Raw genomic sequence first — 22,432 nt, forward strand, 5'->3', positions numbered from 1 at the left:
CAATGCGGCTCACGCAATAAGCAGGGCCGCATTGTAATTAATATTTATAAATAATTCATGTTGTCGAGTTCATAGTACAAAAGATTATTACTTTTTGATCCAATGCATCATTTCACGCAATTGTCCGCCCACCACTTCAATCGGATGGTTAGCTTCATTACGACGAGTAGCCGTCAGGAATGCACGTCCAGATTGATTTTCAAGGATGAAGTCACGAGCAAATTTACCTTGTTGAATGTCAGTCAATACATCCTTCATGGCTTTCTTCGTATCTTCCGTTACCACGCGTGGTCCAGTTACATAATCGCCATATTCCGCTGTATTACTGATGGAATCACGCATCGTTGCCAATCCACCTTCATACATCAAGTCAACGATCAGCTTAAGCTCATGCAAGCATTCAAAGTATGCCATCTCAGGAGCATAACCTGCTTCAGTCAATGTTTCAAAGCCCGCTTTTACGAGTGCGCTCACGCCGCCACACAATACCGCCTGCTCACCGAACAGATCCGTCTCCGTTTCTTCACGGAAGGAGGTTTCAATTACGCCCGCACGTGTACAGCCAATGCCTTTTGCGTATGCAAGACCGATTTCTTTGGCTTGACCCGTTGCGTCCTGCTCAATTGCGATCAACCCCGGTACTCCAAACCCTTCTACATAGGTACGACGTACCATATGTCCTGGGGATTTTGGAGCAACCAGCAATACATCGCTATCTTTAGGAGCTACGATTTGTCCAAAATGAACGTTGAAACCATGGGAGAACAAAAGAGCTGCGCCTTTTTTCAGGTTAGGTTCAATTTCATTTTTGTACACAGAAGCTTGAGTTTCATCAGGTAACAAAATTTGAACCACATCTGCACGGCTTGTTGCATCAGCTACGTTCAGAACTTCAAAACCGTCGTTTCTTGCGACATCAGCTGATTTGCCTTCACGCAAACCAATAACAACATTCACACCACTGTCACGCAAGTTTTGTGCTTGAGCATGTCCTTGGCTACCGTAACCAATAACGGCCACTGTCTTTCCTTTCAATACGCTGAGTTCTGCATCTTTTTCGTAGTACGTTGTAACTGCCATGGTTAATTTCCTCCTTTTAATTGGACCCTTCATAATGAGCGGGTACCCCAAGAGACTTTCCCTCGTGATCAGTATCTAAAAATCTCTTCGAGCCCCCGCTCTTATGCGGGCGGTTCTTTATTAATTTAATGCGCTATAAGCTATAAGCGGTAATTCGTTAAAGTTCCATATTAAGCATTGCCACGTATCATAGCTGTAACCCCGGTTCGAGTCAACTCCCGAATACCGTAAGGCTTCAACAACTCGATCATGGCATCAATTTTTTCTGTATCGCCAATGACCTGTACGATCAAGCTCGTCGTTCCAACATCAATTACAGCTGCTCTGAATGTTTCTACCACACCCATGATCTCTGGTCGCTGAGGCGGTTCTGCCTTTACCTTTATCATCGCCAATTCCCGAGCTACCATCGGCTTGGAACTGAGATCGATGACCTTGATCACATCAACCAGCTTGTAAAGCTGCTTTTCAATCTGCTCCAAGTTGTTTTCATCCCCTACAGTCACAATGACCATACGGGATAATCCAACTTCTTCCGATTGTCCCACCGTTATGCTCTCAATGTTAAAGCCTCGGCGACCGAACAGGCCGGACACACGTTGCAAAACGCCGGGTTGATCATTTACCAGTACAGCAATGGTATTTTTTGTTGTCATTTTACTCGTCCCCCATCAGCATTTGATCAATTGTCGAACCTTGCGTCACCATCGGATATACATTCTCTTCCTTGCTGACTACAAACTCGACAACGACCGGTCCGGGTGTATCAAGCGCCTCCTGCCAAGCCCGACGTGCCTCTTCCTTATTCGTAGCACGCAGTCCTTTGACTCCGTATGCTTCGGCAAGTTTCACAAAATCCGGACTTCCAGCCAGGTCAATGTGACTATACCGATTGTTATAGATCAATTCCTGCCATTGGCGAACCATTCCAAGAACCTGGTTGTTGATAATTACGATTTTAACCGGAATGTTATTGATTGCACAGATGGCTAATTCCTGCGAACACATCTGCATACCGCCGTCCCCGTTAATCGATATTACCAATCTGTCGGGATTTGCCATCTGAGCACCGATTGCAGAAGGGAAACCAAATCCCATCGTACCGAGTCCACCAGAGGTGACCCATGAACGTGGCTGATTGAATTTGTAATACTGTGCTGCCCACATTTGATGCTGTCCCACGTCCGTCGTTACGATTGCGCCGCCCTTGGTCGTTTCATCCAACAACTCAACAACCCATTGTGGTTTAAGCACCGTTTCAGAATCCTTATATGAATAAGGTTTCTCTTTCTTCCAATGCTGAATTTGCGCTCTCCATGCATCAGCTCGATCCGCACGTTTCACATCCTGATTCAGCAATTCCAGCACTGCCTTCACGTCACCCACGATAGGAATATCTGCTGCAACATTTTTTCCAATTTCAGCAGGGTCGATATCAATGTGGACGATTTTAGCTTGAGGAGCAAACCCATCCAACTTGCCTGTTACCCGATCATCGAAGCGGGCTCCGATACAGATCAACAGATCTGACTGTTGAATCGCTTGATTGGAGGTGTATGTTCCATGCATCCCCGGCATCCCCGTCCACAGTTCATGTCCACTTGGGAAACCACCCAATCCGAGCAACGTTGTCGTAATAGGAATTTCCGTTTTACGAACAAACTCGTAAAGTGCTTCATGTCCACCGGAGTATACAACTCCTCCACCAGCCAGAATGAATGGACGTTCTGCTTCGGAAATAGCTTGAGTTAGCTTGTCTAGTTGAATTTTGTTGGGTATCACTTTCGGGTTATAACCCCGCATGGTCACAGGTTCCGTTTGTGGAACAAACAACGTCTGGGCTGCAGAAATATCCTTCGGAATATCAATCAGCACCGGTCCCTTGCGCCCTGTGTTGGCAATATGAAATGCCTCATGGATGATTCGCGGCAGATCCTCCACATCTCTTACCAGATAGCTGTGCTTCGTAATCGGCATTGTAATTCCCGTGATATCGGCTTCCTGGAAAGCATCCGTACCGATCAGGGAAGATATAACGTTACCCGTGATGACCACTAACGGCACCGAATCCATAAAAGCCGTCGCAATACCAGTTACCAGGTTTGTCGCTCCAGGTCCGGAAGTGGCGATACAGACACCCACTTTACCGCTCGCCCGTGCATAACCATCTGCCGCATGAATAGCTCCTTGCTCGTGACGAGTGAGGACATGCTTGAAATCCTTAAAGCCATACATGGCATCATAGATATAAAGCACTGCACCACCAGGATATCCGAAGACACAATCTACTCCCTCCAGCAACAGGCTACGGAGTAAAATTTCCGAACCTGTAATCACTTCAGGCTTCATCCACTTTTCACGTAATTCATTGGTTGACCTAACTTCAGGAATTTGTGCACTCATTGGTCATCCTCCTTTACAAAATTTACATACATCTGACATTTGTAAAAACAAAAAAACCTTTCATCCCTAGAACAGACTTGCTGTTACTGAGGGACGAAAGGCTGTAGCTTCCGTGGTACCACCCGTGTTTGCCCGATATTTCGCAATATCGAACCTTGGCAGGTACAGAAATCACAAAGGATCTCCATATCTGGCGTCTGTAACGTAGACCGTACGATTTTCCCTAATAGGTGATTCAGCGCACCGTTAATATCATCGGGCCCAAATACTTTTCAGGAAAACAGCTCCAAGGTGAGCTCGTTAAAAAGGGATTTTGGTGAAGCTTGCAGCTAATGCCTCACTCTCTGAACAAAAGAGCCCTAATCACTTCGTCCTCTTCATTGCCGTTGAGTTCATGTCATTCTTTCAAATGTTTAGACACATTATATGTCTCTCATCTGGGATAGTCAATACCCATATTTCATAAAAATTCATGTTTCTTTTCTGAAGCACCTCAGAGTCGCACGCTTGTAAGAGGTACCCGCATATTATAAAAAAGACCACACGGTGAGACAGTGCACTCCTCCAAAGCCACGTCTTATCTTGTTAAAAGGGTAGAAAAGGAGGCCCGTTTATGATTCGAAAACGAAGCTATCAAGATGACAGCATCATCTTTCGTCTCATCGAGCAAGAGCTTGTCCCCCTATCGCATTTAAGTGCCCCAGAAATGGAACAAATACGCAAAGAATTACCCCGGCGCTTAAACCGGGGCATCACTTTTGTAGCTTGCAGACCGGATAATGCACAGGTTGTTGGCTTCATTCATGTTATGCTGCATGGCGAACTATTATACATTGATTTGATCGCAATCTCTTCGGCTCATCAAGGTATGCGATACGGAAAAAAACTGCTGGAGCATGCCGAACACTACGGACGACTGCGTCGCTGCAAGCGGGCTAAAGTTATGGTGGACGAAGACAATATCAGGGGGATCCATTTTTATCTACGTCATCAATATCAAATGCTGCGCTACGTAGCTCTGAGCCGATGCCACGAACTCGAAAAGTCACTGTAAAAAGTATCTTTTTCGAGCTCAAGATTTTGTATGACTAAAATAAATTAGGGTAATACGGATATCCTACGCCGGGGTACCCCCCGTCTGTATACGGGCCTGGCTGCGGACCATATCCTGGTCCTCCATAACCTGGACCGTAGCCACCATATCCCCCACCATAGGCACCAATGTATGGAGCTGTGCCGATGGCAAGCAAGTCAAACAGCACCAGAGGAATAATCGCCTTCGTGTTTACTTTTTTCTTGCGGTTTGGTTGAAGAACCAGTCGGTTACCCGAAATGCGAATCAGCTTGCCGCTGACCTGGGAACCATCCTTGCGAGTAGCAAAGATGACTTTGCCAACAAGCTTCTCCACCTGCTTTCTGGTTACTGCCTGTTTCATCGTATTTCCTCCTTCTTTCTCAACGGATGGACAGATTGAACGGCTCCTTGATAGCTCATCACCACCACAAAATAGACCGGAGCTGACAGGGGCCGAGCGTCCCGTCCAATCTGCATAGCACAGTCTATTCCATTCATGCCAGTGGCGTATGTTTAAATGCCTGCACAATATAAAAAAAATCTGGTACCTGCACATGCAGATACCAGATTTTTTATACACCAATGTACATTTTCAAAACATACACATCAGCTATTTATAAGTTTTAACGCTTGCTTGGATCATAAAGTTGACCCAAAGCGGCCGGAGCACGCGAACGTCCGACAGCCGCTACCAGTACAATAATCGTCAAGAGATATGGCAACATAAAAATAATTTCCTGGGGAATACTTTGGGACCATGCGAACAGCTGCACATAGTTGCGAATGGCTTGTGAAAAACCAAAAAACACTGCTGCGCCAAAAGCGCCGAGCGGATTCCATTTACCGAAAATCATAGCGGCAATAGCAATATATCCCTGCCCCGAAACTGTATTGTGCGAGAACATGTTGGTTGTAGTCAGAGTGATTGTAGCCCCACCAATCCCAGCCAACGCCCCACTGATCATAACACCAATATACCGAAGACGATTTACTTTAATACCCACTGTATCGGCCGCTCCTGGATGCTCCCCAACGGAACGCAAACGCAAGCCAAACGGTGTTTTATACAAAGTAAAATAGCCAATAATAACTAATAGAATGGCTAAGTATGTCGTTGGATAGGCTTGGAAAAAGGCTTTTCCTGCAATCGGGATATCCACAAGGTAAGGGATGGATATTTCGTTGAAACCCTGAATCCGACCCGTGTCACCATCACCCTCAAATAAAAGCTTGACCATGTACAGTGTACTACCTGCTGCCAAAAAGTTGATAACTATACCACTTATTACCTGATCGGCTTTGAACGTAATAGAGGCTACAGCATGAATTAGCGAAACCAGAATACCGAACACCGCAGCTGACAGCACACCTACCCAAGCCGCAGAGGTGCCTCCTAGTCCAGCTTGCTCGGCATAAAATCCGCCAACACCCGCTGCAAACGCTCCAAATACCATAAGTCCTTCCAACCCGAGGTTCGTTACACCGGATTTTTCTGAAAAAACTCCGCCGAGAGACGCAAAAATAATCGCCGTCGCAAAAACGAGCGTTGTATGGATTAATTCACCAAGTGTTAACCAACTCATTCTACAACACCTTCTCTTTCTTCCGCTTGGAGTAGAGCGGCTTCACAACCCAACGTACAATACCTTGGGCCGCAATGAAGAAAATAATCGAGCCAATGACAACCCGGATAATTTCGGGCGGTACATCTGCGCTAAAGCTCATCCCCGCAGAACCATACGTAAGCGTTCCGAACAAAACAGAACCGAGCAGCACACCGAATGGGTTATTCATCCCAATCAGAGCTACAGCGATACCGTCAAAGCCGGTTCCCGGTGATCCTGCCATGACAGATTGATAATGGAATACTCCTAGTACTTCAAAGGCACCTGCCAATCCGGCAAAAACTCCACTAATGAACATCGCTTTTATGATATTACGATTTACATTCATACCTGCATAGCGGGATGCATCCTGATTAAATCCGACAGCCCGAAGCTCATAGCCTTGCTTTGTTTTCCACATGAAAATGTAGAAAAAGACTGCCGCCAGCACTGCAATAACTGTACCCCAATGTACCCGAGCATTCCCCATCATCTGGGACAGCCATTCGATGGAAATTGAAGCAGAAGGCTGAATATCCACAGAACGATTTTCACCATCCATAAGTGCGAACTGATTGATCACCAAATTAGCCAAATACAGACCAATCCAGTTCATCATAATACATGTAATAACTTCATTCACGCCTCGTTTGGCCTTCAAATAGCCAGCAATCGCAGCCCACAAGCCTCCGAAAACTGCACCTGCAATCACAGCTAGCGGTGCATGTATGATAGCTGGCAACCCATGGAGTTTAATGCCCACAATCGAAGCAGCTGTCATACCTACCAGAAACTGACCTTCGCCGCCAATATTAAACAATCCGGCGCGGGCCGCAAAAGCAAATGCCAACCCCGTTAAAACCAGCGGAGTCATCTCACGGATAGCCTCTCCAAAGTTATAAGAATCTCCGTATACACGGCTAAACAAAGCAGAATAGGCCACAATAGGGTCATACCCGCCAATCAGCATCACAATAGCACCCAGAAGGAGACCCAAAATAATAGAGACCAGCGCCAGTACAAAGGAGTCTTTTGTGAATATTTTCAATAGATTAGCCATTCTCTACTCCTTTCTTCACTGCACTTCCTGCCATCATCAGTCCCAGTTCCTGGTCATTCGTTTCTTCTGGCAGCACTTCCCCGACAATCTTGCCCTCATAGATGACAGCAATTCGGTCGGATACATTCATAATCTCATCCAGTTCAAAAGATATGAGCAACACAGCTTTACCTTGGTCCCGCTGGGCAATCAGTTGTTTCTGGACAAATTCAATAGCTCCGACATCCAGACCGCGTGTAGGCTGTGCTGCAATGAGAAGGTCTGGATTTTTATCAATTTCACGCGCAATGATAGCCTTCTGCTGGTTCCCACCAGATAACGCTCTTGCCTTCGTGTGAATATCCGGTGTTCTTACATCAAACTTTTCGATAAGACTTTTGGCCTGTTTCTCTATAGCATCTTTGTTCAAGAAGCCATTTTTACTGTAAGGCGCCTGGTAATACGTCTCCAGCACCATATTTTCACTCATAGAAAAATCGAGCACCAACCCATGCTTATGACGGTCCTCCGGTATATGTGAAACGCCTGCCTCTGAAATTTTGCGTGGTGGCTGATTGGCCACCTCTTGTCCGAGCAAACGGATGCTTCCGCCATCCACCCTGCGTAAGCCTGTCAATGCTTCAATCAGCTCACTCTGTCCATTTCCATCTACTCCGGCAATCCCCAAAATCTCGCCCGCCTTGACCTGCAGGTTCAACTCATTTAGAACATTAATGCCATCCTTGTTTTTAGAAATTACATTGTTCATTTCCAGTACCGTTTGTCCTGGTTGCGCAAGCTGCTTGTCCACTTTAAAGGACACACGACGGCCCACCATTTTCTCAGCCAGCTCATTTGGTGTTGTTTCAGACGTCTTGACCGTATCAATAACCTGACCTCGGCGAATGATCGTAACGGTATCTGCAATTTGCATGATTTCTTTAAGTTTATGAGTAATAAGAATAATTGATTTGCCTTCAGCGACCAAGCGCTTCATAATGTCCAGCAACTCAGTGATCTCCTGCGGTGTCAGTACAGCTGTAGGCTCATCGAAAATCAGAATATCTGCACCGCGATAGAGCGTTTTGATAATTTCTACACGTTGCTGCATACCAACAGATATATCCTCAATTTTGGCATTCGGATTTACCTGAAGACCGTACTGCTCAGACAACCGCTGTACTTCTGCGGCAGCCTTTTTATAATTGATTTTCAGACCCTTACGTGGCTCCGAGCCCAGGACAATATTTTCGGTAACGGTAAACGGCTGTACGAGTTTAAAATGCTGATGCACCATGCCAATCCCCAGATCAATCGCCTTATTTGGACTATCAATCTGTACGGGTTTACCTCCGATTTCAATTGTCCCTTCATCCGGCTGATACAGTCCGAAAAGAATATTCATAAGCGTAGATTTACCCGCGCCATTCTCACCCAAAAGGGCATGAATTTCTCCCTTATGCAGCTTGATGCTGATGGAGTCGTTGGCAACGATGCCGGGGAATCGTTTTGTAATTTGCTTTAACTCAACGACGGGGGTCGCTGCATCCATGAGATCACCCTTATACACTTTATAGTATGTGCTCCAATGAGCTGATTTTGCCCGTTATAATCCATATAACTCCAGACGTAAGAACAAGGCTAGTCTTATGAACCAGCCTTGTCGCTACTTCTATGTTCTTCAAGCCAAAACTTATTTCGAAGGAACTGTAATTTCGCCCTTAATAATTTTTTGCTTGTATTGTTCTACAAGATCAAGCACGTCTTTAGGTACGTTTTTCGTTGATGTGTCTGCCAAACCAATACCATTATCCTTCAGAGCCAGTGTCTCGACACCGCCCTTAAATTTACCATCAATTACTTCTTTAGATACGCGTTTTACAGCTTCATCTACACGTTTTACCATCGAAGTCAATGTTACGTCGTCACCAAACTCAAGTGATTGGTCTTTATCTACGCCAATAACCCATACTTGCTGACCTTGTTGCTTACGTGCGAGTGCTTCATTAAATACACCTGTACCAGATCCGCCAGCTGCATGGAAAATAATATCCGCACCGCTGTTATAGATCGTCGCAGCTGCTGCTTTACCCAGGTCCGGCTTATCAAATGCACCTGTGTAGTTAACTTCCAATTTTGCATTTGGATTTACAGCTTTAATTCCTGCTTCGAATCCTTTTTCAAAACGTTTGATCAATGGGCTGTCTTGTCCACCCACAAAACCAATTTTGTTTGTTTTGGTAAGCTTACCAGCTACAACCCCCACCAAGAAGGAACCTTCATTTTCAGCAAAAACAACCGATTTTACGTTAGGCGCATCCACGACACTGTCAATGATCGCCAAATTCTTGCTTGGGTTGTCTTTCGCTACTTGTCCAATCGCATTCGCCAGATTAAAACCGATTCCCCAAGTCAGGTTAAAATCACCCTTAACAAATTGGTTCAGGTTAGGAATATAATCTTGATCGGATTTACTTTGCAGGTATTTAACTTTAACGCCCGATTCTTTCTCAGTGGCTTGTAGTGCCTCCCAAGCAGATTGGTTAAACGATTTGTCGTTTACTCCACCCACATCTGTAACCATGCCGATTTGGACATTCGATGTTTTGGCAGAACCACCTGTGTCTCCACCATTTGCGTTGGATGCACCTTGATTTTTGTTACCGCAGCCTGCGAGAATGACCGAGATCGCCAGCAGCATAACCAAAGACATACTGAACATTTTCTTCATGCTGATACTGTTCCCCCTTAGTGTTAGATCCCTGGACTGTCTCTTTTCTTTGAACATGTACATGCTCATTGCATGTCATTTACTGACGAGACAGATCGTACAGAAGACTTACTTTAGAGATTATACAATTATGATCGGCTAAAATCTAGACAATTAATAACCTTGGGTCAATTTTTTTTAAAATCTCATCAATGTAAGCGTTACAAAGTTAAAAAAAACATACATTCTTCCATCTCACGTCATATTTATTCGTATTTTGGAGAAAACGAAGTCTTTTCCGTAACATTGAGTATGTACAAAAAAAGGCATCCCTACACAGCGTACTGCTTGGGATACCTTTTTACCGCTTTCGCGGTTTCCACGCCTTCATTATTAATAATTAAGCGTTGATTTTGCCTTTAGCAACAGTTGCCAAAGAGTTGAATGCATTAATATCATTGACTGCAAGATCAGCCAAGATTTTGCGGTTAATGTCCACACCAGCCAATTTCAGACCGTGCATCAATTTGCTGTAAGACAAACCGTTCAAACGAGCTGCTGCGTTGATACGCACGATCCACAGTCTGCGGAAGTTACGTTTCGTCTGACGACGGTCACGGTATGCGTAAACAAGCGATTTCATTACCTGCTCGTTAGCTGTTTTAAAAATGCGGTGTTTGGAACCAAAATAACCTTTAGCAAGCTTCAATACTTTTTTATGACGACGACGAACGACGAATCCGCCCTTTACTCTTGCCATATCAATAGACCTCCCAAATAATGTTTATACTTCATTCATTGCAGTGCTAGTGCTATTTCAGGTTAGCAAGACCTTGTTTCAGACGCTTAACGTCCCCAGGTGCCATCTCAGGGTTAGTACCTAGAACGCGTTTTGCACGTTTGGATTTGTGGGAAAGCAAATGGTTTTTGTAAGCTTTGTAACGCATTACTTTACCAGTACCGGTAATTTTGAAGCGGCCTTTAAGGCTGCTATGTGTTTTCATTTTAGGCATTGAACTTCCTCCTTAATTTGTCATTGACTCTTTGGAGCCAATATCATAATCATGCTGCGTCCTTCGAGCTTGGGTTGGCGCTCCACGGTACAAAGATCAGCAACTTCCAATTTCACACGTTCGAGAATTTTTTGACCCACATTAGCATGGGTAATTTCACGACCGCGGAAACGAACGGAGCATTTCACCTTGTCCCCTTCATTCAGGAACTTTACCACATTGCGAAACTTGGTTTGGTAGTCATGTTCCTCGATGTTGGAACGGAACCATACCTCTTTGATGTCAACGATCTTCTGGTTTTTACGGGCTTCCTTTTCTTTCTTCTGTTGCTCATAGCGGAATTTACCGTAATCCATAATCCGACACACGGGCGGCTTCGCTTGAGGCGCCACGTTTACGAGATCCAAGTTTGCGTCAATCGCCATTTGCAAAGCTTCACGCGTCGGTGTAATCCCGATTTGTTCCCCATTCGCACCAACTAGACGTACTTCTCTCACCCGAATCTCATCATTGATCATATGTTCCTTACTAATAACCCTCCACCTCCAGAACCTGTTATTGTTGTATTGTGTTTAAGCACAAAAAAGGGATGACGACTACACAGCCGACATCCCTGTCTGATACTCAATTCATCATGAAAGTTCAATTCACAAATCATTGGATCATGACCAGCCGGCAATACCGGGCAGGTGAGAAGTCGGACCTTCTACTTGTTAATCCATACTTTTCAATTAACATACTCGAATATCTTATCACGGTGCAATCGAGGTGTCAACACTTTAATAGAAAATGAATGACACCGATCTTCAGTCCTATTTCATCGTCCAATTAACCTTGCTTGCTCTGAACCTCTTCCAGGCGAACGACACGCGTGTGCTGGGTATGGCTCCATTGCTTGTTGTTCTGTGTAAAGAACGCATAGAACGTAATCGGATACCACGAGACCAGATATACCGGGAATAGCAGCAGGTACAGATATACTTTTTTGAACGTGACCTTTTCCAAAATCATCGCGATCACAAAGGTAGTAATATTCAGACCCACAGCTATAACACCAGTCCAAGCCGGGAATTGTACATAAATATTTTCGATATTAGGTCCACCAAATAACGCTATATCTATCCACATAGCTACTGTCATCAAGAAGGTGAGCAGTACGATATACACGTTTAGACCATAAAGAGCCATATCGAATTTAATCAGGCTTCTATGCTTGATACTTTGCCACAGCAACGGGAAGAAATAACGACGAGCGACCGTGAAGTGACCTTGCATCCAGCGCAGACGCTGTCTGGACGAAGCTTTGAATGTCAACGGCTTTTCATCATATACCTTGGCATCGTAATTAAATCTTGGATATACGTTGCGTTGTGTGCAGCGCATGGTGAATTCCAAATCCTCTACGAGACTTGTTGCACCCCAGCCCATTTCCTTAAGCAGATTTGTTTCAAAGCACATGCCTGTACCACCGAGGAAATTAGCCATGTTCAGATTGTGACGTGACAGCTGCCACAAACGGTTGATGTACCAATAAGATACCCCGTATGCCGCTGTAATCCAAGAATCCTCAGGATTCTTAGTATCAATGTACCCCTGAATAACACGGGCACCTGTGCACAGATCATTGTTCATTTCACTCAAGAAATTGGTATGCGCCAAATTGTCAGCATCAAACATGACAATGGCATCATATTGGCGCGGCATAGCCCATAATTCCTTGAGCATCCACTCAATAGCGTAGCCTTTACCACGCAGATTTGGATTCGTACGTTCACAAGCATTCATGCCGTGAGCGCGAACAATATCCGCAGTCTTATCTGTGCAGTTATCACAGATTACGAACACATCGTAAAGTTCCTTCGGATAATCAAGTTGCTTCAAATTTTCCATCAATGCTCCGACAACCTGTTCTTCATTGTGGGCAGCGACTAAAATGGCAAATGATTTTTCTGGAGCCGCGTGCTCTTTCCTTTTCTTGCGAACCAATCCGAACAAGGAGAATGCAAACTGATAGACTGCGATCACCGCCAGTATGACCTGGAGCGTCACAAAAATAGCGTCTAACATGATCTCTTGTTACCCCCTTTTTTATACCCCTTAAAATCTTGCGTTTGTTTGTTTTCTATCTGTGTAGCGCAAGTTGCGGCGCTTTGCGCGCCTTTTCTGTAGTTTTTGACCCGACCCTTGCTTTCTTCATTGGCTGTGCGCAGCCCCCTTTTGGCTGACACAGGAATGCCATTACGATTTTCGTTGGTTTTCAATCTTTTGTCAAAGCCCTTAAACCGGTCTCAGCAGCAAAAAAACACAACAAACTCCCGTTTGAACCGGGAATGCGGCGCTGGTCTTCTCATTGATGACGCTTAGGTCTTATTTTCATCCATTTGCTAACTTTTTATTTCTTTGGTCCCTCCTTTTTGTGGGCCAATTAGCAACCACTTCTAAACACTCTATCTTATTAGACGGATGAACGCAAAGAAAGTTATACAATTTGGCTTATATTCCATTAACATTTTTGTGTAGAATTGAACCAAGTAAGTTATGAATCTTTAGTGATTCTTGAAATGAACAGCGTTTAAAAATATGATGAGAGCAAGAGAATAATTACTTATGGTCTGATTATGTCAAAATGACTCAAAATATTTGCCGACTGACCTGAACCGGCAACCGGAGGAAACCAAATGCAACGTCTAGTCGTAAAACTTGTAAATCTGGAGCAGCAGTTGTTCAAATGGATCAACGGACGCTTACACAACCGTTTTTTGAACTTCTGGCTTTATTATCTCACACATTTAGGCGGGGCTACCTTTACTATAGCCTCCACACTCCTTATTTGGTGGCTCGCTCCGAATCCGTGGAAAGATACCGGTATGAAGGGAGCCATCGCTCTCGGGGTCAGTCACATCCCCGTAGCTATCGTTAAAAAGCTGTACCCGCGGATTCGCCCGTATTTGGCGCTACCAGGTACAAATACATTCCGCAACCCCTTGTCGGACCATTCTTTTCCCTCAGGGCACACGACCGCTATTTTTTCAGCTACCGTGCCTTTCATGCTACAGTCACCGATGCTAACATTGCTGCTGTTGCCTGTAGCGACAATTGTTGGTTTTTCTCGAATTTATCTGGGTCTTCACTACCCAACGGATGTACTCGCAGGAGCGGTCATCGGAACGTCTGCAGCAATAGGAACGGTTGCATTCTGGCCTTAAAGCCGATATGGTATGATTGAGAACATCCCAGCAGGAACAGGTGAAATGAGAGTGGCTAAAAAACGAGTGTTATTATTATCGGAAGGTTTCGGTGCCGGACATACTCAAGCTGCCTACGCGCTCTCAAGCAGTTTGCGGAAGCTTTCTCCGAATGTGCAGACCAGAGTGCTGGAGCTGGGGAGTTTTTTGAATCCAAGAATGGCCCCGCTTATTATTACAGCATACAAGAAGACTGTTGTATCGCAGCCTCGTCTAGTCGGATTGGTTTACCGTCATCAGTACAAAAAATCATTAAACCGTCTTACAACGCTCGCTTTGCACCGTCTGTTCTACACGCAGACCCGAAACATTCTCCGGCAGCTTCGTCCCGATTTGGTGGTATGTACTCATCCCATCCCAAGCGCGGTAATTTCACGTTTGAAGCGCTTAGGCTTACATGTTCCGCTTTGTACTGTCATTACAGACTACGATGCACATGGAACATGGATTAGTCCCGAGGTTGACCGGTACTTTGTATCTACGCCTGAAGTCATGCGTAAGCTGCGCGCACGCGGAGTATCCATCTCGAAAATCCAGGTGACCGGTATTCCCGTTCATCCAAATTTTTGGGAACATCCTGGGCACGATGAAATTAGAGAACAATTTGGACTTAAACCCATCCCGACCGTACTCGTTATGGGTGGCGGCTGGGGCCTTATGAATGACGAAGTCATACATCGTTCGCTTACTCAGTGGAGAGATAACATTCAATTTATTTTTTGTTTGGGGCATAATGATAAAATTCGTCGTAAAATGCAGTTGGATTCCAGGTTTAATCATCCAAATATTCATATCTTCGGATTTACACGGGAAATCGACAAATTAATGGAGGTATCGAATCTGCTCATCACCAAACCCGGCGGAATGACATGCACCGAGGGATTGGCCAAAGGGATTCCGATGCTGTTTCACAAACCTCTCCCTGGACAGGAGGAGGAAAATTGTCAATACTTTACGGCTCAAGGCTTCGGAGAACCGATTACTTCGCTGGATGTTGTCGTTAAATGGATGAACCGACTGCTACACGATTTTCCAGAAATCGTCCGCAAGCGACAGGAGCACGTCCATAATGTAGCGCGATATTATCCTCTTCAGAGCGCACAGAGTATTTTGGATATACTGGAACCGAACAGGGTGCTTTCCTAATAAGGAAGCACCCTGTCTTATTTTATCCATTTGATCTGTTTTTATTTCCCGTACTTTTCAAGGCGTGTTTTTCCGTACTCTTCCAAAGCATCTTTGCCGATCAGCACCTCGACTCGATGAATATTCATACCTTTGCCCATAAACTTTTGTTCATATTCCGTCATGACATGCTCCTCGTTAATCCCCTCACGATGAAGGTTTAACGAAATATTCGTCATCTGCAAACCACTATCGGCAAACGAATTCAGAGAAAACTCAAACAGTGTCTCCGAATCGGTCTTAAAATGAATTTGTCCTTTGCTGTTCAAAAGCTGACGGTACTTGTCCAAAAAACGCGGATGCGTCAAACGACGACGTGCATGTTTGGCTTTAGGCCAGGGATCACTAAAATTCAGATAAATGCGTTCAATCTCTCCTGGTTCAAAAACATTTTCGATCTGTTCGATGTTTGCCAGTGCCAATTTGATATTAGGCGGCGTATCAACCTCTGAATTACTCCAGGCCAGACGAGACTTTTCTGTTGCACGGCGAACCAGCTCATCATACATATCAAAGCCAATATAGTTAACCTCCGGATTCCGGAAGCTCATTTGGCTTATAAATTGCCCTTTACCCATACCGAACTCTACATGAATGGGACGATCATTACCAAAAAGCTGCTGCCATTTCCCCTTATACTGTGCTGGCTCCAAGATGACTAGGTCCTGCTGTTCTTCCAGACTTTCCCGAATTCCTTTTCTTCCGCGTAAACGCATGTTACTCCTCCATATACTCTGTTATCAAGGAAAAAGGAATTTCACCCCCGCTTGAAGATACGGAAATGAAATTCCTTTTTCAATATATTTGGATTGGGGTCCAACTAATTTAATTGTTCATAGTCTACCCCATCAGCAGGTGAAAAATCAATTGTCTTTTGGCAAGCCGCTCTGATTTTTTGACGTGCGGTCGTTCCAATCTGACGATCCTGCCCAAAACGGACACCAGTCAATGCCAACGCCTCATCAAAGGTTAACTCAACAGTAACTTTATCCATACGCGTCTTATCCTGCGCATTCATAAAAGATCACCTCACGGGTTATTTGTGATGGAACCGACGTGCACTTACCCTAAAACAGGCGATAGAAACAGCATAGCTGCCTCCCTGAAGAATAATCATTAGCAACGGATAACTTTTATCTTCAGGATCGAAAACAGTCCTTTTATTGTATGTCTGGTACCGCTTACAATATAACACATTGTGTAACCTTTTTCAATCCGCAACGCCATAAAATACGCACATTTTATTGACTTGTTCGGTCAAATGATTCCCAATGAAGACTGATTTTTGTTACAATAGGGTGATCGTAAAAAAAGGAGTACACCCATGAAAACAGATTTATTGCCTGCTCCTCTCCTGTGGGGAGATAAACGGTTCCATACTTGGAATTACGAAATGCGTGAGCAATTTCAAAATAAAGTGTTCAAAGTCATGCTGGATGCCGGTTTTACCTGTCCGAATCGCGATGGCTCTATCGCTAAAGGGGGTTGCACCTTTTGTAGCGCACGCGGATCGGGTGATTTTGCCGGGCGTCGTCGTGATGATCTGGTCACCCAGTTCAATACGATTCGGGATCGGCAGCATCTAAAATGGCCAAACGCCAAATATATTGGCTATTTTCAAGCCTATACTAATACGTATGCCCCGGTTGAGGAACTGCGAGAATACTTCGAGGTTATTCTGGAGCAGCCCGGTGTTGTCGGTCTGTCCATCGCTACACGTCCTGATTGCCTGCCTGACGATGTAGTGGATTACCTTGCCGAGCTAAACGAACGCACGTACCTATGGGTCGAAATGGGTCTGCAAACTGTCCATGAATCGACCTCAGAGCTGATTAACCGCGCTCATGATACTCAATGCTATCTGGATGCGGTGGAAAAGCTGCGCAAGCGGAATATCCGCGTGTGCGCCCACATCATTTATGGTCTGCCCCAAGAGACGCATGAAATGATGCTCGATACGGGACGGGCGGTAGCCGCTATGGATGTGCAGGGCATCAAAATCCACCTGCTGCATCTCATGCGCAAAACGCCCATGGTCAAGCAATATGAAGCGGGATTGCTACGCTTTCTGGAAAAGGACGAATACGTTAAGCTGATAGTTGATACGCTGGAGTTTTTACCTCCCGAAATGATCGTTCATCGGTTAACCGGAGATGCCCCACGCGATTTGCTAATGGGACCCATGTGGTCGCTTAAAAAATGGGAAGTGCTTAATGCCATTGATCATGAACTAAAGTCACGTGAAACGTGGCAGGGAAAATACTGGAGGCAACCTTAAATGGGGTTCCTATCCGTCCTGAGCTACGCTCATCAATTGGTGGCTGCGCGGGTGCAGCCAGGCGATACTGCTATAGACGCCACCGTCGGCACAGGAGCAGACACGTTGTTTCTGGCAAAAGCTGCTGGCAAACGGGGCCGTGTCTATGGCTTCGACATCCAACAAGAAGCACTGCATTGCGCCCGTCGTCGACTGGAAGAAAACGCTTCTCCTTCATTAGCAGAAGTATCGCTACTGCTACAAGGTCATGAGCAAATGCAGGAGGCCGTTCCGGACATGCTGCATGGCAAAGTCGCTGCGGTCATGTTTAACCTGGGCTACTTGCCTTCCGAAGGCGCCGATCCTACTGTCATCACCCAAACAGACAGCACGCTCGTCGCACTTGATGCTGCCTTACAATTGCTGCGACCACGCGGCATTCTGACTGCCGTGTTATATCCAGGACACGCCGGAGGCAGTGAAGAAGCAGATGCCGTTCTTCAATGGGCTTCTGCTCTCCCGGTCTCCAGCGGTCAAAGCATTATTTATCGTCAATTACAACGAGCCGCTTCGCCTTTCGTAGTGGCGGTTGAGAAGAAATAATGTCGGATTTTAAACTCAGGTTATGAGCGGCTTTTTAAGCCGCCTTACATATATTATTTTTTAAGCTCGTTTGGGCACTATTCATCCCAGTTTATTGCCCCAGCGGCACGTTATTGATTTCCCTATTCTGTTAGGTCGCACTCATTACTCATTATGGAGGAGAGAAATTATGCTAAAGCCATACCCGCTGCAATTTCAACCTGAGTTCAAAGAGAGAGTTTGGGGAGGACGGGCCTTAGAGCAATTTGGTCTAACCCCACCAGAAGGACATATCGGGGAAGGATGGATGATTGCCGATCATCCAAACGGAACAACAACGGTTATCAATGGTGAGCTGGCAGGCAAAGGACTGGATGAAATCCGCGAGACCTACGGGCAGGATTGGCTCGGGGCCAAGGGTGTATCGGAAAAAGGCGGACGATTCCCACTTTTAATCAAACTACTGGATTGTAATGATGACTTATCCGTTCAGGTGCATCCGACAGATGATTACGCAGGACTTCCAGCCGGAGAATTAGGAAAAACTGAAATGTGGTACGTGCTTGATGCCAAGCCAGATGCCAAGATTATTTATGGTCTGACCGAAGGTGTAACCCGCGAGAGTCTGCGCACAGCTCTTGAAAGTGGGGATATCCTCGGCAGTTTGCGCCAGGTTCCAGTCGAAGCAGGCGATACGTTCTTCATCCCCGCCGGAACCGTACATGCACTGTGTGCAGGCGTTGTCGTTGCTGAAATCCAGCAAAATTCGGATACTACCTATCGCTTATATGACTACAATCGCCCCGGACTGGACGGCAAGCCTCGTGAGTTGCATATCGAGGATTCCCTCAATGTAACCTCCTACGAAGGTGCAGGCGCAACAACGATGAAAACGGACGGCTTACAGCCTGGTAAATGGCTCCAGTTGGCAGCCTGTGAGTATTTTGTTGTGGAAAAGGGTATCGTAGATGGAAGTTGGGCACTTTCTACAACGGAAGACAGCTTTACCATTCTCGTGATTTGTGAAGGCAGTGGGACCATAACATGGAACAATAATACCGAGTCTCTTTCCTGTAAAGCTGGAGATTGCTTCCTGTTGCCCGCTAACCTGAGCGGTTACACGCTGAATGACGGAATGACCGTACTTAGATCTTATCTTCCTTAATGCTTAAAGGATGTGATGTCTAATTATGCGGGAATACACCTTCACCATCGCTGAAAATGACGGAACAGAGCTTTTTGCCTACCGCTGGCTGCCTGATCAGAATTTGCCCATTAAGGGGATTGTCCAAATTTCGCATGGTATGTGCGAGACGTCCTATCGCTACATCCGACTGGCCGAAAAGCTTACTGCTTGCGGTTATGGCGTTTATGCCAACGATCATATCGGTCACGGGCGCACGGCTGGTGATCCTGATAAGCTAGGTATGCCGGGAGCTAATGCGTTTAATCGAATGGCAAACGGCATGCTGGAGCTAGGCGAAATTGCAGCTAAGGAATTCCCTGATCAGTCTCGTTTTTTGCTGGGTCACAGCATGGGGTCCTTTTTAACCCAGAAAATTATGTATGATGATCGGCAAACGTATCACGGGTTTATTTTATCGGGAACCAACGGACGACGTGGTCTCCTAAAACTCGGAGAGCAAGTTGCTCTACTGCAAGCCAAGCTGCAAGGAATGGATCATCGCAGCATGCTGCTCAACGCTATGGTCTTTGGCGGCTTTAATCGTGCCTTTCGTCCGGTGCGTACGGCGTTTGACTGGCTGTCCCGTGATCCTGAGGAAGTAGATCAGTTCGTACACGACCCATTATGCGGAGCTATTTGCACTACAGGCTTTTTTCTGGATTTTTTCAGGCTATTGCAAGAAATCCACTGGCCTTCCTCGCTGAAACACATCAATCCCAAACTGCCAGTTTATATTTTTGCCGGGGATCGTGATCCAGTGGGTATGTTCGGTAAAGGTGTGTTGTCACTAGTGGAAATGTATCGAAGCCTAGAGCTTCAGGACATCGAATATCGCCTCTACCCTGACGGTCGCCATGAGATGCTTCATGAAACAAACCGCGACGAGGTGATGAGTGACATCGTAGACTGGCTCGATCGTCATGTTAACACAGGGGTGACCTCCGTTTCTGCATTGTCTGGAGACTCCGAGGCACCCGGACAATCAAACTCTCCCAAGTCATCAGCCTTATGAGGAAATAAGAAAAGAAACCTTTAAAACCACGATTAAAGTGGGATTAAAGGTTTCTTTTCTATTCCGTTATATTCATCTGGGTATAATTTTAAAAATCACCATGCATTTCGTTCTCTCAGGGAAGTAATATGAGCTGTGTGATGCTTGCCATGCCAAGCATAGATGCCGATGTTTCGTTCCAGGCGGATCGTCTGGCCCGATTCAGGATGAATAAATGTTCGGTGTAGCTGATCCTCTCCCAACGATCGTAACACGGTTACCCACCGTTCATGCAGTCCTTCCAGCAATTGCAACGAAGGTTCCAGTGGAAGCTCCCTGGCGTCTGGTATTTCGGCCCAACGCCCCTCATCATATGGCTTGATCGTTGGTGTATCCTCCGTCAGCGCCAGCTTAAAACGGATATAGCTGTTCATATGGCTGTCTGCCACATGATGAACGACCTGCCGAATCGTCCAGCCCCCTTCGCGATAAGGCGTATTTAGCTGCTGCTCGTTCAGTCCTTCGACCGCCTGACGCAGCTGTGCAGGCAATTCAGCAATGTCGTGAATCCATGCGATAAGCTGTTCTTCTGTAATGGTGTCTGGAACAACGAATGATCCTATCGGATAGCGCAAGTCTTTGTCCAAAACAGTTCCCGCCCTTCTCTACATCTACTGCCTGTAATGTCAGTTGCCTTATGTTATAACTATGCAGGAAAAAAAGCAGACTCGCAAGAGTCTGCTTTTGCCCGATTTATTTTACCCTTCCAGCAACAATGATTCCGGATCTTCCAGCAATTCTTTGACCGTTACCAGGAAACGAACCGCCTCGCTACCATCAATAATACGGTGATCGTAGGATAACGCGATATACATCATCGGACGATTTTCCATACGTTCCTCGTCGATGGCAATCGGGCGAAGTTGGATTTTATGCATCCCCAAGATACCCACTTGCGGCGTATTGAGAATTGGCGTAGACAACAGGGAACCGAAAATACCTCCATTGGTTATGGTAAAAGTTCCTCCTTGCAAGTCGGCCAGAGAAAGCGAATTGGAGCGTGCTTTGCCAGCCAAATCTGCAATGCTCTTCTCGATCTCAGCAAAGCCAAGACGATCGGCATCCCGCACAACTGGCACGACCAAACCTTCCTTGGCAGATACAGCGATCCCGATATCATAGTATTTTTTCAGTACGATATCATCGCCGTTAATTTCTGCATTCACGGTAGGAAAGCGCTTGAGTGCGCCAACCACTGCCTTTGTAAAGAAGGACATAAAGCCCAAACCTACATCATGTTTTTCCTTAAATTTATCTTTACGGCGTTTACGCACATCGAGAATGGCGGTCATATCCACTTCATTAAAAGTGGTGAGCATGGCTGCTGTTTGCTGTGCTTCAACAAGACGCTTAGCGATCGTCGCTCTGCGTCGAGACATCCGCTGGCGTTCCACAGGCTTGCTGTACTCCGTTTGAGCTGGAGACGGAGGCGCAGGCTTGCTAGTAGCGGGAGACGCAGGTACAGATGCTGCACGCGCAACTTCAGCGCTGTTATGCGTTTTTACGTCCTCCTGAAACACACGTCCGAGCGGGTCCTTTCCCTGTACCTGCTCTAGATCAATTCCGCGCTCACGCGCCAGCTTCCGGGCGGATGGTGATGCCGTCTGGCCATTCCCGTCGACATTCGATGAAATAGGCGGTGCAGACTTTTCTTCTGCTTTAACGCCGCCTCTTACGGAAGACGGTGAAGTCGCTACGGACGGTGCTTCAGGCGCTTGAGTCGCCGCTACTTCTCCAGCACCGGTTGATTCCGCACCACCACTGCCGCTTCCGATCAAGCCAACAGCTTCACCGATGACCACAGTATCTCCCTCCTGACGAAGGATTTTCTGGACCACACCTGCTTCTTCCGCACTAATTTCCAGATTGACCTTATCGGTTTCCAGCTCCAGTAGAACATCTCCCTGTCCTACGGAATCCCCTTCCTTCACAAGCCATTTAGAGATTGTTCCTTCCGTGATGGATTCTCCCATTGCTGGCACAATAATATCGCTCACAGCCG

The 22,432-nt window shown here is 46.0% G+C and carries 23 protein-coding genes; 7 read left to right on the forward strand and 16 right to left on the reverse strand.

All coding sequences use genetic code 11. The features are described from left to right. Positions 1-87: 87 nt before the first annotated feature. The 3 genes from ilvC to ilvB form a co-directional block, all read right to left on the reverse strand. Positions 88-1,080 carry a ketol-acid reductoisomerase gene (ilvC, locus tag G9G54_RS03905; protein WP_013309387.1) on the reverse strand — a complete coding sequence of 331 codons (993 nt, stop codon included), beginning with the start codon at positions 1,078-1,080 and terminating at the stop codon, positions 88-90. 170 nt (positions 1,081-1,250) lie between these two features. Next, positions 1,251-1,736, reverse strand: a complete 486-nt coding sequence (ilvN, locus tag G9G54_RS03910; protein ID WP_023987760.1) for an acetolactate synthase small subunit — start codon at positions 1,734-1,736, stop codon at positions 1,251-1,253. Position 1,737: 1 nt separating this feature from the next. Continuing rightward, a complete protein-coding gene (gene ilvB, locus G9G54_RS03915) occupies positions 1,738-3,483 on the reverse strand; it encodes a biosynthetic-type acetolactate synthase large subunit (RefSeq protein WP_061829126.1) in 1,746 nt (581 codons plus the stop codon). Positions 3,484-4,096: 613 nt separating this feature from the next. Between ilvB and G9G54_RS03920 the strand changes: the two genes are divergently transcribed. Continuing rightward, a complete protein-coding gene (locus tag G9G54_RS03920; RefSeq protein WP_165176171.1) occupies positions 4,097-4,537 on the forward strand; it encodes a GNAT family N-acetyltransferase in 441 nt (146 codons plus the stop codon). A gap of 34 nt (positions 4,538-4,571) precedes the next feature. On the opposite strand, the gene G9G54_RS03925 is transcribed toward G9G54_RS03920, so the two are convergent. The 9 genes from G9G54_RS03925 to G9G54_RS03965 all read right to left on the reverse strand — a co-directional run bounded on the left by G9G54_RS03925 (position 4,572) and on the right by G9G54_RS03965 (position 12,991). After that, positions 4,572-4,919, reverse strand: a complete 348-nt coding sequence (locus G9G54_RS03925; protein WP_023987757.1) for a hypothetical protein — start codon at positions 4,917-4,919, stop codon at positions 4,572-4,574. Positions 4,920-5,181: 262 nt separating this feature from the next. Further along, positions 5,182-6,141 (reverse strand): ABC transporter permease, encoded by a 960-nt coding sequence (locus G9G54_RS03930; RefSeq protein ID WP_010349245.1) that lies wholly within the window; start codon positions 6,139-6,141, stop codon positions 5,182-5,184. 1 nt (position 6,142) lies between these two features. Continuing rightward, positions 6,143-7,222, reverse strand: a complete 1,080-nt coding sequence (locus tag G9G54_RS03935) for an ABC transporter permease (RefSeq protein ID WP_039269736.1) — start codon at positions 7,220-7,222, stop codon at positions 6,143-6,145. Then, positions 7,215-8,753, reverse strand: a complete 1,539-nt coding sequence (locus tag G9G54_RS03940; protein WP_165176173.1) for an ABC transporter ATP-binding protein — start codon at positions 8,751-8,753, stop codon at positions 7,215-7,217. Before G9G54_RS03940 ends, G9G54_RS03935 begins: the two co-directional genes overlap by 8 nt. A gap of 141 nt (positions 8,754-8,894) precedes the next feature. After that, a complete protein-coding gene (locus G9G54_RS03945) occupies positions 8,895-9,932 on the reverse strand; it encodes a BMP family lipoprotein (RefSeq protein ID WP_061829124.1) in 1,038 nt (345 codons plus the stop codon). Positions 9,933-10,311: 379 nt separating this feature from the next. Next, positions 10,312-10,671: a 50S ribosomal protein L20 gene (rplT, locus tag G9G54_RS03950; protein WP_007429517.1), complete on the reverse strand. Its 360-nt coding sequence runs from the start codon at positions 10,669-10,671 to the stop codon at positions 10,312-10,314. A 52-nt stretch (positions 10,672-10,723) separates the two neighbouring features. Then, positions 10,724-10,924: a 50S ribosomal protein L35 gene (gene rpmI, locus G9G54_RS03955; protein ID WP_013309379.1), complete on the reverse strand. Its 201-nt coding sequence runs from the start codon at positions 10,922-10,924 to the stop codon at positions 10,724-10,726. Between the two features lie 20 nt (positions 10,925-10,944). After that, positions 10,945-11,442 (reverse strand): translation initiation factor IF-3, encoded by a 498-nt coding sequence (gene infC / locus G9G54_RS03960; protein WP_013309378.1) that lies wholly within the window; start codon positions 11,440-11,442, stop codon positions 10,945-10,947. 310 nt (positions 11,443-11,752) lie between these two features. Then, positions 11,753-12,991, reverse strand: a complete 1,239-nt coding sequence (locus tag G9G54_RS03965; protein WP_069291469.1) for a glycosyltransferase family 2 protein — start codon at positions 12,989-12,991, stop codon at positions 11,753-11,755. Between the two features lie 611 nt (positions 12,992-13,602). Between G9G54_RS03965 and G9G54_RS03970 the strand changes: the two genes are divergently transcribed. Together G9G54_RS03970 and G9G54_RS03975 are read left to right on the forward strand one after the other, a co-directional pair. Next, positions 13,603-14,130: a phosphatase PAP2 family protein gene (locus G9G54_RS03970; protein ID WP_061829122.1), complete on the forward strand. Its 528-nt coding sequence runs from the start codon at positions 13,603-13,605 to the stop codon at positions 14,128-14,130. A gap of 51 nt (positions 14,131-14,181) precedes the next feature. Beyond that, the gene (locus G9G54_RS03975) at positions 14,182-15,315 is read left to right on the forward strand and encodes an MGDG synthase family glycosyltransferase (RefSeq protein WP_446723015.1); all 1,134 of its coding nucleotides are present in this window, start codon (positions 14,182-14,184) and stop codon (positions 15,313-15,315) included. Between the two features lie 41 nt (positions 15,316-15,356). On the opposite strand, the gene trmB is transcribed toward G9G54_RS03975, so the two are convergent. Together trmB and G9G54_RS03985 are read right to left on the reverse strand one after the other, a co-directional pair. Further along, entirely contained in the window at positions 15,357-16,070 is a 714-nt protein-coding gene (gene trmB, locus G9G54_RS03980) for a tRNA (guanosine(46)-N7)-methyltransferase TrmB (protein WP_013309374.1), read from the reverse strand. A gap of 104 nt (positions 16,071-16,174) precedes the next feature. Beyond that, on the reverse strand, positions 16,175-16,372 hold the full coding sequence (locus tag G9G54_RS03985) for a hypothetical protein (RefSeq protein ID WP_013309373.1): 198 nt from the start codon (positions 16,370-16,372) through the stop codon (positions 16,175-16,177). Positions 16,373-16,678: 306 nt separating this feature from the next. Here G9G54_RS03985 and G9G54_RS03990 point away from each other — a divergent pair, with 306 nt between their 5' ends. The 4 genes from G9G54_RS03990 (at position 16,679) to G9G54_RS04005 (ending at position 20,391) form a co-directional block, all read left to right on the forward strand. Then, positions 16,679-17,632, forward strand: a complete 954-nt coding sequence (locus G9G54_RS03990) for a TIGR01212 family radical SAM protein (RefSeq protein ID WP_061829120.1) — start codon at positions 16,679-16,681, stop codon at positions 17,630-17,632. Continuing rightward, on the forward strand, positions 17,633-18,214 hold the full coding sequence (locus G9G54_RS03995) for a class I SAM-dependent methyltransferase (RefSeq protein WP_165176177.1): 582 nt from the start codon (positions 17,633-17,635) through the stop codon (positions 18,212-18,214). Between the two features lie 169 nt (positions 18,215-18,383). Next, positions 18,384-19,358, forward strand: coding sequence for a type I phosphomannose isomerase catalytic subunit (locus G9G54_RS04000; RefSeq protein WP_023987749.1), 975 nt, complete (start codon positions 18,384-18,386; stop codon positions 19,356-19,358). Positions 19,359-19,383: 25 nt separating this feature from the next. Continuing rightward, on the forward strand, positions 19,384-20,391 hold the full coding sequence (locus G9G54_RS04005) for an alpha/beta fold hydrolase (RefSeq protein WP_165176179.1): 1,008 nt from the start codon (positions 19,384-19,386) through the stop codon (positions 20,389-20,391). A gap of 95 nt (positions 20,392-20,486) precedes the next feature. On the opposite strand, the gene G9G54_RS04010 is transcribed toward G9G54_RS04005, so the two are convergent. Further along, entirely contained in the window at positions 20,487-21,017 is a 531-nt protein-coding gene (locus G9G54_RS04010) for a YfiT family bacillithiol transferase (protein WP_165176181.1), read from the reverse strand. A 111-nt stretch (positions 21,018-21,128) separates the two neighbouring features. Beyond that, entirely contained in the window at positions 21,129-22,427 is a 1,299-nt protein-coding gene (odhB, locus tag G9G54_RS04015) for a 2-oxoglutarate dehydrogenase complex dihydrolipoyllysine-residue succinyltransferase (RefSeq protein ID WP_165176183.1), read from the reverse strand. Positions 22,428-22,432: the final 5 nt, after the last annotated feature.

The organism is Paenibacillus sp. EKM212P (assembly GCF_011066115.1).
Lineage (GTDB): Bacteria > Bacillota > Bacilli > Paenibacillales > Paenibacillaceae > Paenibacillus > Paenibacillus polymyxa_B.

Excerpts from the sequence above, each read along its gene's own strand:
- ilvC (WP_013309387.1), bottom strand. The coding sequence starts at position 1,080 with ATGGCAGTTACAACGTACTACGAAAAAGATGCAGAACTCAGCGTATTG.
- ilvN (WP_023987760.1), bottom strand. The coding sequence starts at position 1,736 with ATGACAACAAAAAATACCATTGCTGTACTGGTAAATGATCAACCCGGC.
- ilvB (WP_061829126.1), bottom strand. The coding sequence starts at position 3,483 with ATGAGTGCACAAATTCCTGAAGTTAGGTCAACCAATGAATTACGTGAA.
- G9G54_RS03920 (WP_165176171.1), top strand. The coding sequence starts at position 4,097 with ATGATTCGAAAACGAAGCTATCAAGATGACAGCATCATCTTTCGTCTC.
- G9G54_RS03925 (WP_023987757.1), bottom strand. The coding sequence starts at position 4,919 with ATGAAACAGGCAGTAACCAGAAAGCAGGTGGAGAAGCTTGTTGGCAAA.
- G9G54_RS03930 (WP_010349245.1), bottom strand. The coding sequence starts at position 6,141 with ATGAGTTGGTTAACACTTGGTGAATTAATCCATACAACGCTCGTTTTT.
- G9G54_RS03935 (WP_039269736.1), bottom strand. The coding sequence starts at position 7,222 with ATGGCTAATCTATTGAAAATATTCACAAAAGACTCCTTTGTACTGGCG.
- G9G54_RS03940 (WP_165176173.1), bottom strand. The coding sequence starts at position 8,753 with ATGGATGCAGCGACCCCCGTCGTTGAGTTAAAGCAAATTACAAAACGA.
- G9G54_RS03945 (WP_061829124.1), bottom strand. The coding sequence starts at position 9,932 with ATGAAGAAAATGTTCAGTATGTCTTTGGTTATGCTGCTGGCGATCTCG.
- rplT (WP_007429517.1), bottom strand. The coding sequence starts at position 10,671 with ATGGCAAGAGTAAAGGGCGGATTCGTCGTTCGTCGTCGTCATAAAAAA.
- rpmI (WP_013309379.1), bottom strand. The coding sequence starts at position 10,924 with ATGCCTAAAATGAAAACACATAGCAGCCTTAAAGGCCGCTTCAAAATT.
- infC (WP_013309378.1), bottom strand. The coding sequence starts at position 11,442 with ATGATCAATGATGAGATTCGGGTGAGAGAAGTACGTCTAGTTGGTGCG.
- G9G54_RS03965 (WP_069291469.1), bottom strand. The coding sequence starts at position 12,991 with ATGTTAGACGCTATTTTTGTGACGCTCCAGGTCATACTGGCGGTGATC.
- G9G54_RS03970 (WP_061829122.1), top strand. The coding sequence starts at position 13,603 with ATGCAACGTCTAGTCGTAAAACTTGTAAATCTGGAGCAGCAGTTGTTC.
- trmB (WP_013309374.1), bottom strand. The coding sequence starts at position 16,070 with ATGCGTTTACGCGGAAGAAAAGGAATTCGGGAAAGTCTGGAAGAACAG.
- G9G54_RS03985 (WP_013309373.1), bottom strand. The coding sequence starts at position 16,372 with ATGAATGCGCAGGATAAGACGCGTATGGATAAAGTTACTGTTGAGTTA.
- G9G54_RS03990 (WP_061829120.1), top strand. The coding sequence starts at position 16,679 with ATGAAAACAGATTTATTGCCTGCTCCTCTCCTGTGGGGAGATAAACGG.
- G9G54_RS03995 (WP_165176177.1), top strand. The coding sequence starts at position 17,633 with ATGGGGTTCCTATCCGTCCTGAGCTACGCTCATCAATTGGTGGCTGCG.
- G9G54_RS04000 (WP_023987749.1), top strand. The coding sequence starts at position 18,384 with ATGCTAAAGCCATACCCGCTGCAATTTCAACCTGAGTTCAAAGAGAGA.
- G9G54_RS04005 (WP_165176179.1), top strand. The coding sequence starts at position 19,384 with ATGCGGGAATACACCTTCACCATCGCTGAAAATGACGGAACAGAGCTT.